Source organism: Sinomonas terricola, from assembly GCF_034931225.1.
GTDB lineage: Bacteria > Actinomycetota > Actinomycetes > Actinomycetales > Micrococcaceae > Sinomonas > Sinomonas terricola.
In genome coordinates this window covers 77946-92758 of the sequence record NZ_JAYGGQ010000015.1, presented here as the reverse complement: position 1 = coordinate 92758, position 14813 = coordinate 77946, and the positions used below count along the sequence as shown (strand labels likewise).

Here is a 14813-nt window from a genome sequence, read left to right as displayed (position 1 = left end):
CCAGCTGTCAGGCCGCGCCGTTGCAGTATGTTGGCAGCATGAGACGCGCCGTCTGCCCAGGCTCCTTCGACCCGATCCACAACGGCCACCTCGAAGTCATCGCCCGTGCCGCGAATCAGTTCGACGAGGTGGTCGTGGCCGTCTCGACCAACTATGCCAAGAGGTATCGCTTCAGCATCGATGAGCGCATCGAGATGGCCCGACGCACGCTCGGAGCGATCAGCGGGATCATCGTCGAGCCGATGGGCGAGGGGCTCTTGGCCGAATACTGCCGCCAGCGCGGCGCATCGGCGATCGTCAAGGGGCTCCGCTCGTCCTCGGATTTCGACTACGAGCTGCCGATGGCCATCATGAACCGCCAGCTGACCGGGGTCGAGACCGTGTTCCTTCCGGCCGAGGCCCACTACGTCCACTTGTCCTCGACGCTCATCAAGGAGGTCCACGACCTCGGGGGAGACGTCTCCGAATTCGTGCCACGTTCGGTACTCGCGAGGCTCGACGCGACCACGCCGCGTCGCTCGCCGTAGCCGGTCCGGTGCGCGCGACGCGGGGCGCGCCGGGTTTGGGACTCCGCGCGCCACAGGCTAGGATTGTTTGTCGGTCTATGTTCTACAGGAGTTCTCATTAAGCGCGAAGGACGTTCGCCCTTGGCTATTGACGTCAAGGACCTCGGGCGCAGCCCGGGCACGATGCGGACACTGAAGGAGCATGTGCCCGCACCGAGTGATCTCGGTGTGGCGCTCATCGGCGTCAGAGAGGGGTCCCCCGTGGACCTCGATCTGAGGCTCGAGGCGGTCCACGAGGGGATCCTGGTATCGGGATCCGCACGCGTCGACGTGGTCGGCGAGTGCGGGCGGTGCCTGGATCCCATCGAGTACGGCCTCGAGGTCGATGTGCAAGAGCTTTTCTCCTACGAGGGCGCGGAGCCCTTGGAGGGAGAAGACGATGAAGAGCAACGTCGAGTCGAGCACGATTCCATCGATCTTGAGCCGGTGTTGCGGGACGCAGTAGTGACCATGCTGCCGTTCCAGCCGGTGTGCCGGGAGGACTGCCCGGGGCTCTGCCCCGAATGCGGCATCCGCCTGGCAGACGAGCCTGGCCACCATCACGAGGTCCTGGACCCGCGGTGGTCGGCTCTGGCCGAGCTGATCAGGCCCGACCGGCACAGCGATGAATAAGTGTTGGCCCTAAGAGAGAAATGAGTTAGCCGTGGCAGTTCCCAAGCGGAAGATGTCCCGCTCGAACACCCGCGCCCGCCGCTCCCAGTGGAAGGCGACTGCACCCAACCTGATCAAGACCGTCGAGAACGGTCGAGTGACGTACAGCCTCCCGCACCAGGCCAAGGTTGTCACCGACTCTGCCGGCACCGAGCTCTTCCTTGAGTACAAGGGCCGCAAGGTCGCCGACGTCTGATCGGCCGAATACCGGACCGCTCGATATGCGTGCTCGCGAGGAGCTTCTGAAGCGTCTCGGCGTCGACATCGACGCCGAGACGCTTCGTCTTGCCCTCACGCATCGCTCATACGCGTACGAGAACGGCGGGATCCCGACGAACGAGCGCCTCGAGTTCCTCGGCGACTCGATCCTCGGCTTCTCCGTCACCGACCACCTCTTCCGGACGTACCCCGACCTCTCAGAGGGCGAGCTCGCCAAGCGGCGCGCCGCCGTCGTGAGCACGCGGGCCCTCGCCGGCATTGCGCGCCGCCTCGGCGTTGGCGAGTGCATCTACCTCGGCCATGGCGAGAAGGTCACGAACGGGAAGAACAAGTCCTCCATCCTGGCCGACACGATGGAGGCCCTCATCGGGGCCACCTACATGTCGAGCGGCCTCGAGGAGGCGCGTCGCCTCGTCGTGCGCCTCGTCGGCCCGCTCCTCGAGGACGCGGCTGTCCTCGGCGCCGGGACCGACTGGAAGACGCACATCCAGGAGCTCGCGGCCAACCGCCAGCTCGGGAACATCCACTACGCCGTGGTGGGCGAGGGCCCGGACCATGCGCGCAGCTACACGGCCACGCTCCTCATCGGCGGAATCGCGTACGGCTCAGGCACGGGGAACTCGAAGAAGGAAGCCGAGCAGCACTCGGCCGCCGACGCGTGGAAGGTCCTCTGCCCGGACGGGAACGGCATGGTCGGAGGCGCCGAGGGCGCCAACGGGGCTGCGTAGGCGTGCCAGAGCTGCCCGAGGTCGAGGTTGTCCGCCGCGGCCTCGAGACGTGGGTCGTGGGCCGGCGCATCGAATCGGCCCAGGTGCTCGACGCGCGGTCGGTGCGCCGTCACGGGCTCGGTCCGGAGGATTTCAGCGGGCAGCTCGAGGGCGCCGTCGTGCTCGCCGCGGTGCGCCGCGGCAAGTTCCTCTGGCTGCCCCTGGCGGACGGGTCGGACGGCGGAGCCCCATCCTCCCAGCCTCCCCACACGGCCCTCATGGCTCACCTCGGCATGAGTGGCCAGCTCCTCATCGAGGACTCCGACCAGCCTGACGAGAAGCACCTCAAGGTGCGCCTCACCCTCGCGGAAGCCCACGGGCTCCCGCCCGAGCTCCGCTTCGTCGACCAGCGCATCTTCGGGGGCCTCGCCGTCGTGCCTCTCGTGCCGACGGACGACGGCGGGCCGGGCGGCAGCGGCGCCGTCCTCCTTCCGCTCATCCCTCGGGAGGCGGCCCACATTGCGCGGGATCCGCTCGATCCGCTCTTCTCGGTCGAGGCGTTCCACGAGCGCCTCCGGGCCCGGCGGACGGGGCTCAAGCGCGCGCTCCTCGATCAGCGGCTCGTCTCGGGCATCGGCAACATCTACGCGGACGAGGCCCTGTGGGCCGCGCGGCTGCACTACGCGCGTCCCACGGAGACCCTCACCCGCCCGCAGACGGCCAGGCTCGTGCGCGCCGTCGTCGAGGTCATGGAACGCGCGCTCGACGCGGGGGGCACTAGCTTCGACTCCCTCTATGTCAACGTGAACGGCGCGTCCGGCTACTTCGACCGATCCCTCGCTGCCTACGGCCAGGCCGGCCGCGCGTGCCCGCGCTGCGCGGCCGAGGGGCGGACGAGCATCATCGTCCGCGAATCGTTCATGAACCGCTCGTCGTACCGCTGCCCGCACTGCCAGCGGGCCCCGCGCAACGCCCGATGGTAGCCGGGAACCGTCGCCGAGGGGTGGCAGAATGGCGGAAAGCCGCGGAACCCGCATGACTGCCAAGAGGAGATTGCTGAGCCCGTGCACCTCAAGACGCTGACGATCCGAGGCTTCAAGTCGTTTGCCTCGGCGACGACGTTCGAGTTCGAGCCGGGCGTGACCGCCGTGGTCGGTCCGAACGGCTCGGGCAAGTCGAACGTCGTGGACGCGCTCTCCTGGGTCATGGGCGAGCAGGGCGCGAAGACGCTGCGCGGCGGCAAGATGGAGGACGTCATCTTCGCGGGGACGTCGGGCCGGCCGCCGCTCGGCAGGGCACACGTCTCGCTCACGATCGACAACGCGGACGGCGCCCTCCCGATCGACTACAGCGAGGTCACGATCTCGCGCACCCTCTTTCGGACCGGCGGTTCCGAGTACGCGATCAACGGCGATCCGTGCCGCCTCCTCGACATCCAGGAGCTTCTGAGCGATTCGGGGCTCGGCCGCGAGATGCACGTCATCGTGGGCCAGGGGCAGCTCGACCGGATCCTCCACGCGACCCCGGAGGACCGCCGCGGGTTCATCGAGGAGGCCGCCGGCATCCTCAAACACCGCCGCCGCAAGGAGCGGACGGTCCGCAAGCTCGACGCGATGCAGGGCAACCTCCAGCGCCTCGCCGATCTCACGGGAGAGATCCGGCGTCAGCTGGGCCCCCTCGGCCGCCAGGCCCAAGTGGCGCGGCGCGCCCAGACAATCCAGGCGGACGTGCGCGATGCGCGGGCGCGGCTCCTGGCCGACGACGTCGTGCGGCTTCGCGACGCGCTCGAGCAGGACCGCGCCGACCAGTCGGCGCTCACGACCCGCCGCGCCGACGTGGAGCGCGAGCTCGAATCGGCCCGGCGCGAGCAGGCCGAGGCGGAACGCGCCGCCGCCATCGCGACGCCCAGGCTCAACGCGGCGCGCGACCTGTGGTACAGGCTGTCTTCGGGGCGCGAGCGCCTGCGCTCGCTCGCGAACGTCGCCGAGGAACGGCGGCGCCTGCTCGGGACGTCGGAGCCCGTGCCGTCCGGGCGCGACCCCGAACACCTTGAGCGGCAGGCGGAAGAGGCCCGCGACGAACTGGCGGTGCTCGCGGAGGCCCTCGAGGTCAGGGCCGAGGCGCTCGAGGCGGCTTCCGACGCCCGCGCCGAGGCCGAAGAGGCGGCTGCTGCCGAGGATCGCCGGCACACAGCGCGCCTCAAGGCCTCCGCGGACCGGCGCGAAGGCCTCGCGCGGCTCGCGGGCGCGGTCGGTGCCGCGCGAAGCCGGGTCGAGGCGGCTGAGGGTGAGATCGGGCGCCTTCGCGCCTCGCTCGCGTCCGCGGCAGAACGCCGGCGCGAGGCCGAACTCGAGTTCACGGGCCTCGAGTCCCAGGTCGCGGGTGTCGAGGCAGGCGAGGAGGGCCTCGACGCCGACTACGAGGAGGCGGCCGAGGCCCAGGAGGCCGCCGAGGCCGAGCTCGCGGCGATCGAAGAACGCCGCCGGGATGCCGAGACGGCCCGCCGCTCGCTCGAGGCCCGCCTCGACGCCCTGCGGGCCGGGCTCCGTGGCCGCGACGGGAGCGGCGCGGTCCGCGACTTCGGCGAAGGGGTTCTGGGCCCCGTGCCGGCACTCGTCGCCGTCGAGCCGGGCTTCGAGGCGGCCGTCGCGGCCGTGCTCGGCTCCGTCGCCGAGGGGCTCGCGATGGACGACGACGGCGCGGCGCACCGCGCGCTCGAGAGGCTCCGCGCGGACGACGCGGGGCAGGCCGCGCTCCTCATCGCGGGAGCTCCAGCGCCCGAGAGCGCCCTCGCCGATCGGCCCGAGCTTCCGGTGGGCGCATGCTGGCTCGACGCGGTCGTGAGGCCCGACGCGCGGGTGCGCGGCGCCGTCGGGCGTCTCCTCTCCCGAGCGGTCGGCGCCGCGGACGCAGCGCAGGCGCGCGCCATCCTCGCCGACCACCCCGAGCTCACGGTTGCGACGCGCCGCGGCGACGTCTTCAGCGCCGCAGTGGTGCGCGGGGGTTCGCCCGGGGCGCCGTCCACCCTCGAACTCCAAGCCCAGGTCGCCGAGGCCGAGGGTGCCCTCGCCGCCGCGCACGCCGAGCACGAGCGGGCCGGCTTCGAGCTCGCGGGCGCACGCGACCGCGTGCGCGAGGCGACCCAGCGGGCCGATGCCGCCCTGGCCGCGCTCCACGACTCGGACGCGAGGTTCGCCGCAGTCGCCGAACGGCTCGCGGGCCTCGGCGCGCAGCTGCGGGGGGCCGCGGCGGAGGACGAGCGTCTCTCGGCCTCGCTCGCAGCCGCTCAGGCGCAGCTCGAGGCCGAGCAGGAAGCGCTTGCGACGGCCGCTGAGCGGCTCGACTCCGCCGAGGAGGCGGACGAGATGGAGGACGAGCACGATGAGCCCTCGGCTGACGAGCGGGATCGGCTCGGGCAGCGGGCGACGTCGGCGCGTGCGGCCGAGCTCGAGGCCCGCCTCGCACTGCGCACGGCCGAGGAGCAGCACCGCGCGCTCGAGGCACGCGCGGAATCGCTCGAACGAGCCGCCGCCGCCGAACGCCTCGCCGCCGCCGAGGCCGAGCGCCGGGCCGCAGAGCGGTCGCGGAGGGCAGAGCGGGCCGAAGCCGTCGCGCGCGCGGCCCTGCTTGGCGTCGCCGCGATGGACCGAGCCGTCGAGGAGGCCGCCGAGGAACGCGATGCCGCCGAGGAGCGCCGCGCGGCGCTCGACGAGCGCCTCTCGGCGCTGCGGACGTCGACGGACGTGCTCGCGAAGGAGCTCGGGGAGCTGAGCGACGCAGCCCACCGCGACGAGCTCGCCCGCGCCGAACTCGGCCTGCGCCTCGAGGCGCTCGAAGACCGCACGATCGAGGAGCTCGGCCTCTCGGCCCAGCAGCTCGTCGACGAATTCGGCCCCCACCTCCCGATCCCCGTCGCCGACGACGCAGGCGACAAGTGGGCCGCGCTCCGCGTCGAGGTCGACGACGACGGCAAGCCCGTAGGCGGGGCGCCGTTCGTGCGGGCCGAGCAGGAGAAACGGCTCAAGAAAGCGGAGCGGGATCTCGCCGCGCTCGGCAAGGTCAATCCGCTCGCGCTCGAGGAATTCGCGGCGCTCGAGGAACGGCACCGCTTCCTCAACGAGCAGCTCGAGGACCTCAAGGCGAGCCGCCGCGACCTCCTCGCGATCATCAAGGACGTCGACGACCGCGTCCAGCGGGTCTTCGCCGAGGCATACGCCGACACGGCCGCGCAGTTCGAGCGCGTCTTCGGGCGGCTCTTCCCGGGCGGCGAAGGGCGCCTCGTCCTCACGGACCCCGAGGACATGCTCACGACCGGCATCGAGGTCGAGGCGCGGCCCGCGGGAAAGAAGATCAAGCGGCTTTCGCTCCTCTCCGGCGGAGAGCGCTCGCTCACGGCCGTCGCCCTGCTCGTGGCGATTTTCAAGGCCCGACCGTCGCCGTTCTACGTCATGGACGAGGTCGAGGCCGCCCTCGACGACACCAACCTCGGGCGGCTCATCACGATCTTCGAGGAGCTGCGGGAATCGAGCCAGCTCATCGTCATCACGCACCAGAAGCGCACGATGGAGGTTGCCGACGCGCTGTACGGCGTCTCGATGCGCGGCGACGGCGTCTCGACGGTCGTGAGCCAGAAGCTCGAGCGGGCCGAAAGCGCGTCATGACAGACTAGGTCTCGTGACAGACCTCTCCGCCCTGCTGCCATTCGCCATCGCCGTGATCGTGCTCCTCGTTGTCGCCGGCTCCATCATCGGGCTCGTACGCGGACGCCGCTCGAAGGTCCGCTACCCGGGGACCCGGGACGCCAACGACCTCGCGCCCGCTCAGGGCGGGCCCGCGGGAGAGGACTCGGGGGCGCCGGTCGCGCTCGCCGAGGCGCCCGGCTCTCTCGCCGAACCCGCCGAGGCCCCCGCGGAGATCCACGACGACGTGGTCGTCGAGGCGGTCCCGACCGAGACGCCGGCCCCCGTTGCCGGCCGCCTCCAGCGCCTCCGCGAGCGGCTCGTCAAGAGCAACAACGTGTTCGGCAAGGGACTCCTCGCGCTCCTCGCGAGCGATAGCATCGACGATGCCGTCTGGGACGAGGTCGAGGAGACGCTCCTCCTCGCGGACATCGGCACGGAGCCGAGCCTCGAGCTCGTCGACACCCTCAAGGACCGCGTCAAGGTCATGGGCAGCCGCAAGCCGGACGAGGTCCGCGCGATGCTCCGCGAAGAGCTCATCAAGCTCGTCGATCCGACTCTCGAACGCTCGCTCAGCATCGACCGCAAGGCCGGGAAGCCCGCCGTCGTCCTCGTCGTGGGCGTCAACGGCGTGGGCAAGACGACCACGGTCGGCAAGCTCGCGCGCGTGCTCGTCGCCGAAGACAAGGACGTCATCCTGGGCGCCGCGGATACGTTCCGGGCCGCGGCCGCCGAGCAGCTCGCGACGTGGGGCGCCCGCGTCGGGGTCCCCACCGTCAAGTCCGACGTCGACGGCGCCGATCCCGCGTCCGTCGCGTTCGAGGCGGTCAAGGCCGGCATCGAGCAGGAGGCCGACGTCGTCATGGTCGATACGGCGGGCCGCCTCCAGAACAAGGTCGGCCTCATGGACGAGCTCGGCAAGGTCAAGCGCGTCATCGAGAAGCAGGCCGAGGTCGACGAGGTGCTCCTCGTCCTCGACGCGACGACGGGACAGAACGGCCTCAACCAGGCGCGCGTCTTCTCCGAGGTGGTCGACATCACGGGCATCGTGCTCACGAAGCTCGACGGCACCGCGAAGGGCGGCATTGTCGTCGCGATCCAGAAGCAGCTCGGCGTTCCGGTCAAGCTCGTAGGCCTCGGCGAGGGCCCGGACGACCTCGCTCCGTTCGACGTCGAGGGCTTCGTCGACGCGATCCTCAGCGAGGGGTGACGTGCCTTCCTAGTTGAGCGGGCGACGGCGGTACGCGGCCCACGCGGGCATCGCGGCGACGAGGCACGCACCGGAGACCGCGAACGCCCAGCCGTAGCCCACGCTGTCCGCGAGGAGCCCCGCGAGCAGGGGCCCGACGATGCTCCCCACGTCGGAGACCATCTGGAACACGGCGAGCGGGGCGCCGCCGCTGCGGTCGCGCCCAATCGCGTCGGCGACCGTGGCCTGCAGGGCGGGGCTCAGGAGGCCCGAGCCAAACCCGGCGACGGCGGAGAGCGCGTAGAGAACCACGTCGGAGTCGCTCAGGCCCATGAAGCCCGTCCCAGCGGCGGCTACCACGAGGCCCGCGAGGGCGAGCGGCCTGCGGCCCCACGAGTCGACGAGCCGGCCGGAGAACGTGAGGGCCAATGCGGTGCCGAGCGCGAAGAGCGTGAGCGCGAGCCCCGCAGTCGCAGGCGACGCGCGGAGCGCCGCGGCCGCGAAGAGGGGGACGAGCGCCATGCGGATGCCGAAGGTGGCCCAGCCGTTCGCGAAGTTCGCCACAATGGAGGCCCGATAGGGCGGGAGCGCGAGCGCCTCCCCGAGCCGCAGCGGTGGGAGCCTGCTCTCGGTCCGTGCCGCTCGGCCGCGACCGAGGAGGAGCCCGACGATGGACGCCGCGACGACGAGCGTGCCCGCGTAGACCAGGAACGGCACCCGGAGGCCCCAGCCCGCGAGGAGGCCGCCCACGAGCGGCCCTGCGATGCTGCCGAGGAGGAACGAGGAGGCATAGAGCCCGCTCACGCGCCCGCGTGCCTCGGGCGGAGCGAGCCGGACGATCAGGCCGGAGGCAGAGATCGTGAACATGGTCGAGCCGATTCCCGCCAGGCCGCGGAAGAGGAGCAGCTGCCAATAGTCGCCCGCGAACGCGCATGAGCCCGTGAAGACGGCGACGGTGAGGACCCCGATGACGTAGACGGGGCGCTCGCCGAGCCGGTCGACGAGCGCTCCGGCCGTCGGCGCGAGCACGAGCCGGGCGAACGCGAACACGCTCACGATCACGGACGCCGCCGTCGCACCGACGCCGAAACTCGTCGCGAACTGGGGGAGGACCGGAGCCACGATGCCGAAGCCGATCGCGATCGCGAAGGCGGCGACAACGAGCACCCAGACGTCGCGGGGAACGGCAGGGCGTACGGACAGCGAACGGGAGGCTGCGCCGCGGAAGGCACGAACGGGCACAGATCAACTCTACGAAACACCGCGTTAACACGTCGGTGACGAGTGCTTAACGCGCGGGATGAAGTTGTAACACGAGGGCAATTTTGGTCGCGAGCGGATGAAACACCCGGGGCGCAATCTGATGTCAGTGGTTCGGACGGCGGCCGCGATGTGGCGCCGACGGGCCTGAGGATCCCGTTCCCCCCTCGAAAGGCAACTCCATGACCCCCACCCTCAACGCGGGCGACACCGCTTGGGTGCTCGCCTCGGCAGCCCTCGTGCTGCTGATGACGCCCGGGCTTGCGTTTTTCTACGGCGGCATGACCCGCGCGAAGTCCGTCCTGAACATGATGATGATGAGCTTCGGCGCCATCGCCCTTGTCGGGGTCCTGTGGGCGACCATCGGATACTCGATGTCGTTCGGCGTGGACGCGTTCGGCGGCCTCGTCGGCAACCTTGACAAGTTCGGCCTGCACCACGTTCTCTCGACCGGCTCGGACATGCCGCTCTCGGGGACGATCCCCGAGCTCGCGTTCGTCGGCTTCCAGGCGGTCTTCGCGATCATCACGGTCGCGCTCATCTCGGGCTCGATCGCCGACCGTGCGAAGTTCGGCTCGTGGATGGTCTTCGCGGCGTTCTTCGCGGTCCTCGTCTACTTCCCGGTTGCGCACTGGGTCTTCGACAACAACAAGGACGCGAACGGCAACTTCATCGGCGGCTGGCTCAATGGCATGGGCGTGATCGACTTCGCCGGCGGCACCGCGGTCCACATCAACGCGGGTGCGGCAGGCCTTGCTCTGGCCCTCGTGCTCGGCAAGCGCCGCGGCTTCGGCAAGGACCCGAACCACCGCCCGCACAACCTCCCGTTCGTCATGCTCGGCGCCGGCCTCCTGTGGTTCGGCTGGTTCGGCTTCAACGCCGGCTCGGCCCTCGCCGCGAACGGCACGGCTGCGTTCGCGTGGATCAACACCCTCGTCGCCCCGTGCGCCGCGACCCTCGGCTGGCTTATCGTCGAGAAGCTCCGCGACGGCCACGCGACCTCGCTCGGCGCCGCATCGGGCGCCGTGGCCGGCCTTGTCGCCATCACGCCGGCCTGTGCCGCGATCTCCCCGCTGTACGCCATCATCCTCGGCGTCCTCGCCGGTGCGGTGTGCGCCCTCGCGGTGGGCCTCAAGTACAAGTTCGGCTACGACGACTCGCTCGACGTCGTGGGCGTCCACCTCGTCGGCGGCGTCATCGGCACGCTCTTCATCGGCCTTGCGGCCAGCCCGGGCGCCCCGTCGGCCGGCACGGGCCTCTTCTACGGCGGCGGCTTCGACCTCCTCGGCAAGCAGGCCATCGGTGCCGGCTCGGTGCTCGGCTACTCGTTCATCGTCTCGCTCCTCATCGGCCTCCTCATCAAGGTGACGATCGGGTTCCGCGTCACGAGCGAGGCGGAAGAGGCGGGCGTCGACATCGCGATCCACGCCGAGACCGCCTACTCCTCGACGTCCTCCGGGAGCGCGTTCCACCCGCTCGGCTCGAAGGCCGCCGCGGACGAGATCTCCGGGTTCAACGCGGACGATCTGCTGACCGAGTCCTCCAAGGCAGGAAAGGTTACTTCATGAAGCTCATCACGGCGATCGTCCGGCCTGAGAAGCTTGAGGCCATCAGGGAGGGCCTCGAGTCCTATGGGGTGCAGGGACTGACGGTCAGCACGGCGAGCGGCTACGGCCAGCAGCGCGGCTACACCGAGGTGTACCGCGGCGCCGAGTACAGCGTCGATCTCCTCCCGAAGGTTCGGGTCGAGATCCTCGCGACCGACGAGCAGACTGACGACATCCTGGATGTGCTCATCACGACGGCCAACACGGGCCGTGCCGGAGACGGCAAAGTGTGGACGGTAGACGTCCACGAGGCGATCAGGGTCAGGACCGGCGAGCGAGGGGCAGCCGCGATCTGACGAAGATCACCGCGTGGCAGCGAAGCTGTCAGGCACAAGAGGCAAGCGGACGACGGCGGGACTCCCCGCCGTCGTCCGCTGTTTTGTGCGGCGTGTGCGCACCTCGCGAAAACCCCGGAAACAAGCGGATGAAACATCGTGTTAACGTTTCGGTGACGTGCTCTTTACATCGGTGGGAATCTTGTAACACGAGAGCAACATCGCCGCCTGAAGTCTGAAACACCGCCCCGGGAATCTGGACGGCAGAAAGCAACTCTGCCCCCGGAAGGCGCAACGACACATGAATGCTGGCGACACCGCCTGGGTCCTCATCTCCGCGGCCCTCGTCCTCCTCATGTCTCCGGGCCTCGCGATCTTCTATGGCGGCATGACCCGCGTGAAGTCGATGCTCAACATGATGATGATGAGCTTCGGCGCGCTCGCGATCGTGGGTGTCCTGTGGATCACCGTCGGGTACTCGATGTCGTTCGGCCCGGACGCGTTCGGCGGTCTCGTGGGCAATCCGTTCCAGCTGTTCGGACTCCACGGCCTGCTCTCGACCGGCACTGACCTGCCGCTTGTCGGGACGGTCCCCGAGCTCGCGTTCGTCGGCTTCCAAGGCGTCTTCGCGACCGTCACGGTCGCGCTCATCTCGGGGGCCATCGCGGACCGGGCGAAGTTCGGCTCGTGGATGGTGTTCGCCGCGCTCTGGGCCGTGCTCGTGTACTTCCCCGTGGCGCATTGGGTCTTCGACGGGAAGAAGGCCGCCGACGGAACGTTTGTGGGCGGCTGGCTCAACCACCTGGGCCTCATCGACTTCGCGGGCGGCACCGCCGTCGAGGTCAACGCGGGTGCTGCGGGCCTCGCCCTCGCGCTCGTGCTCGGCAAGCGCCTCGGCTTCGGCAAGGATCCGAATCACCGCCCGCACAGCCTCCCCCTCGTCATGCTCGGCTGCGGCCTCCTGTGGTTCGGGTGGTTCGGCTTCAACGCGGGCTCGGCCCTGGGCGCGAACGGCGAGGCGGCGTTTGCATGGATCAACACGCTCGTGGCGCCGTGCGCCGCCGTCCTGAGCTGGCTCGTCGTGGAGAAGTTCCGCGACGGCCACGCGACCTCGTTCGGCGCGGCGTCGGGCGCCGTCGCCGGCCTCGTGGCGATCACGCCGTCGTGTGCATCGCTCTCGCCGCTCTGGTCGATCGTCCTCGGCCTTGTAGCGGGCGCCGTCTGCGCGCTCGCGGTCGGCCTCAAGTACCGGTTCGGCTACGACGATTCGCTCGACGTCGTCGGCGTGCACCTCGTGGGCGGCATCGTCGGGACGCTCTTCATCGGCCTCGCGGCGAGTCCGGGGGCGCCGGTTCCGGGCCAGGGCCTGTTCTATGGCGGCGGCTTCGACCTTCTCGGCAAGCAGGCCCTCGGAACCGGTGCCGTGCTCGGGTACTCGTTCGCCGTGGCCCTCGCTATCGGCCTCGCCGTCAAGGCGACTCTGGGCTTCCGCGTCTCGAAAGACGTCGAGGAGGCCGGTGTCGACCTCGCGATCCACGCCGAGACGGCGTACCACTCGGACGCGGAGGCGGGCCGCGCGTTCCATCCGCTGGGGACGAAGGCCGGCGGCGGTGCCCGCCCGGCCCCCATCGAGCCTCGTGGGGAATCCGTGCGCGAGCCGGAGCTCGTCACCGCGGGCAGCGCGGCTACAGTGAGTCCGTGAAGCTCATTACCGCGATTGTCCGCCCCGAAAAACTTGACGCCGTCCGGGAAAGCCTCGAATCCTACGGAGTCCAGGGGCTCACGGTCAGCACCGCGAGCGGCTACGGCCAGCAGCGGGGATACACCGAGGTCTACCGCGGCGCGCAATACAGCGTGGACCTCGTGCCCAAGGTCCGCGTCGAGGTGCTCGCCACGGACGAGCAGTCCGACGATATCCTCGACGCCATCATCACCGCCGCGAACACCGGCCGCGCGGGAGACGGGAAAGTCTGGACCGTTCGAGTGGACGATGCGATCCGCGTCCGCACGGGCGAGCGCGGACGCGACGCGATCTAGTCCGGTCCGCGCTGCGGGCAGGGCTCGCGCTGCGGGCAGGGCACGATCAGATCACGCGTCTCCCGCCGTTTCCGGGCCGCTCAGGCGCCCGCCGGCCCCGTCCTCGCCGGGCGCCGACGTGGCCCACCCGGACGGTCCCGCGCTCCCGGCCGGATATGTGTCCATGGGCACTTCGTCGGCCGCCCACGCGGCGAGAACGGGGTCGACGATGCTCCAGCAGTTCTCGGCCGTGTCACCGCGCACCGAGAGGAGCGGATCGGCGTTGAGGATCCCCTCGAGCACTTCGCCATAGGGGAGAAGGTCGGTCTCGCTGAGGTCCGCGTCGAGGGTCACGCGGTTGAGCGTCATGACGTCCCCGGGACCATTGATGTCGACGTCGAGCTGGAGGACGTCGGGGCCGAAGCCGATGCGCAGCCGATTCGGCTCGTCGACGCCTGTGAACCCTTCAGGGAGGTGCGGGACGGGCTTGAACGTGACGATGGCCTCCTTGCGGCGCATCCCGAGGGCCTTCCCGGAGCGGAGGATGAACGGCACGCCAGCCCAGCGCCAGCTCGCGAGGGTCACGGTGATCTCGGCGAGCGTCTCGGTTCCGCGGGTCGCGTCGACGCCCTCCTCCGCGGTGTAGTCCGGGATGCTGCGGCCCGCGATGCTCCCAGCGGCGTAGCGGGCGCGGCGGGTGGTCGCATCGAACGGCTTTTCGACGCGCGCGGCGCGCAGCACCGAGCTGATCGCGTCGCGGAGATCGCGCTCGTCGAGTCGGGCCGGGGCGTCCATCGCGAGGATCGCCATGACGTGCAGGAGGTGGCTCTGGATCATGTCGCGCAGGGCTCCTGCGCGATCGTAGTACCCGGCGCGCCCCTCGAGCGCGAGGTCCTCGTCGAAGAAGATCTCGACCTTCTCGATGTGGTCGCGGTTCCAGACGGGTTCGAGGAAGTTGTTGGCGAAGCGCAGGCCGAGGATGTTGAGGACCGTTCCCTTGCCGAGGAAGTGGTCCACGCGGTGGATCTGCTGCTCGGGCAGGAGCGCCCTGAGCGTCTCGTTGAGGGCTGCGGCTGAAGCGGCCGATGAGCCGAAGGGCTTCTCGAGGGCTAGGCGCGTCCCCTCGGGCAGGTCGTGCGGGTTCAGCGTCTCGCAGGCCTTCTGGGCGATCTGGGGCGGAAGCGCGAAATACACCGCGGCGGGTGCGGGGAGTTCCGCGATGATACCCGCGAGAGCGCCGGGTGCCGTGACGTCGAGCTGGACATAGCGCGACTCCTGCCGGATGCGCTCGAGCTCTGCCCGCCCTTCGGGCGTCGACTCCGCGAGTGCGGCCGCAGTCGCGTCGTGGACCCGCTCGGACCATTGCTCCGCGCTCCAGTCCTCGTGGCCCGCGCCCACGATCGTCAGGCCCTCATGGCGGCCGGTTGCGATGAGGCGCGCGAGCCCTGGGAAGAGAAGGCGGCCTGTGAGGTCGCCCGAGGCGCCGAGGATGAGGAGGCTCCTCACGGGCTGCGGGTTTCCCGGGGCGGCCGACGGCGCGGGCTGGGGCTGGCGGACGTGCTGCTGGTCAGATGTCTGCGTCGTCACGGTGCCAAGCATGCCATTGATACCCTTGAAACGGCAGAACCGCCCCCGGGCGGCCGA

General features: G+C 70.3%; 13 protein-coding genes. 11 read left to right on the top strand and 2 right to left on the bottom strand.

Translation table 11 applies throughout. The annotated features are described in order from the left end of the window. Window positions 1–38 precede the first annotated feature (38 nt). The 7 genes from coaD to ftsY all read left to right on the top strand — a co-directional run bounded on the left by coaD (window position 39) and on the right by ftsY (window position 8032). Window positions 39–527 (top strand): pantetheine-phosphate adenylyltransferase, encoded by a 489-nt coding sequence (gene coaD, locus SPF06_RS17760; protein WP_323280466.1) that lies wholly within the window; start codon window positions 39–41, stop codon window positions 525–527. Between the two features lie 120 nt (window positions 528–647). Next, the gene (locus tag SPF06_RS17755; RefSeq protein WP_323280465.1) at window positions 648–1178 is read left to right on the top strand and encodes a YceD family protein; all 531 of its coding nucleotides are present in this window, start codon (window positions 648–650) and stop codon (window positions 1176–1178) included. Between the two features lie 31 nt (window positions 1179–1209). After that, complete coding sequence (gene rpmF / locus SPF06_RS17750) at window positions 1210–1413, top strand: 50S ribosomal protein L32 (RefSeq protein ID WP_307965531.1); 204 nt, start codon at window positions 1210–1212, stop codon at window positions 1411–1413. Window positions 1414–1438: 25 nt separating this feature from the next. Further along, window positions 1439–2164: a ribonuclease III gene (gene rnc / locus SPF06_RS17745; protein ID WP_323280464.1), complete on the top strand. Its 726-nt coding sequence runs from the start codon at window positions 1439–1441 to the stop codon at window positions 2162–2164. A gap of 2 nt (window positions 2165–2166) precedes the next feature. Next, window positions 2167–3126 carry a bifunctional DNA-formamidopyrimidine glycosylase/DNA-(apurinic or apyrimidinic site) lyase gene (gene mutM / locus SPF06_RS17740; protein ID WP_323280463.1) on the top strand — a complete coding sequence of 320 codons (960 nt, stop codon included), beginning with the start codon at window positions 2167–2169 and terminating at the stop codon, window positions 3124–3126. Window positions 3127–3207: 81 nt separating this feature from the next. Then, window positions 3208–6804 carry a chromosome segregation protein SMC gene (gene smc / locus SPF06_RS17735; RefSeq protein ID WP_323280462.1) on the top strand — a complete coding sequence of 1199 codons (3597 nt, stop codon included), beginning with the start codon at window positions 3208–3210 and terminating at the stop codon, window positions 6802–6804. A 13-nt stretch (window positions 6805–6817) separates the two neighbouring features. Next, entirely contained in the window at window positions 6818–8032 is a 1215-nt protein-coding gene (gene ftsY, locus SPF06_RS17730; protein ID WP_323280461.1) for a signal recognition particle-docking protein FtsY, read from the top strand. A gap of 9 nt (window positions 8033–8041) precedes the next feature. Here ftsY and SPF06_RS17725 read toward each other — a convergent pair whose 3' ends face one another. Further along, a complete protein-coding gene (locus SPF06_RS17725; protein ID WP_323280460.1) occupies window positions 8042–9253 on the bottom strand; it encodes an MFS transporter in 1212 nt (403 codons plus the stop codon). A 200-nt stretch (window positions 9254–9453) separates the two neighbouring features. Here SPF06_RS17725 and SPF06_RS17720 point away from each other — a divergent pair, with 200 nt between their 5' ends. From SPF06_RS17720 to SPF06_RS17705, 4 genes are all read left to right on the top strand, one after another. Then, on the top strand, window positions 9454–10839 hold the full coding sequence (locus SPF06_RS17720) for an ammonium transporter (protein ID WP_323280459.1): 1386 nt from the start codon (window positions 9454–9456) through the stop codon (window positions 10837–10839). Then, window positions 10836–11174 (top strand): P-II family nitrogen regulator, encoded by a 339-nt coding sequence (locus SPF06_RS17715; protein ID WP_323280458.1) that lies wholly within the window; start codon window positions 10836–10838, stop codon window positions 11172–11174. The genes SPF06_RS17720 and SPF06_RS17715 overlap by 4 nt, the downstream gene beginning before the upstream one ends. A gap of 280 nt (window positions 11175–11454) precedes the next feature. After that, window positions 11455–12855: an ammonium transporter gene (locus SPF06_RS17710; protein ID WP_323280457.1), complete on the top strand. Its 1401-nt coding sequence runs from the start codon at window positions 11455–11457 to the stop codon at window positions 12853–12855. Continuing rightward, window positions 12852–13190 (top strand): P-II family nitrogen regulator, encoded by a 339-nt coding sequence (locus SPF06_RS17705; protein ID WP_323280456.1) that lies wholly within the window; start codon window positions 12852–12854, stop codon window positions 13188–13190. The genes SPF06_RS17710 and SPF06_RS17705 overlap by 4 nt, the downstream gene beginning before the upstream one ends. 51 nt (window positions 13191–13241) lie before the next feature. Here SPF06_RS17705 and SPF06_RS17700 read toward each other — a convergent pair whose 3' ends face one another. Further along, window positions 13242–14768, bottom strand: coding sequence for a glucose-6-phosphate dehydrogenase (locus tag SPF06_RS17700; protein ID WP_323280455.1), 1527 nt, complete (start codon window positions 14766–14768; stop codon window positions 13242–13244). Window positions 14769–14813 lie beyond the last annotated feature (45 nt).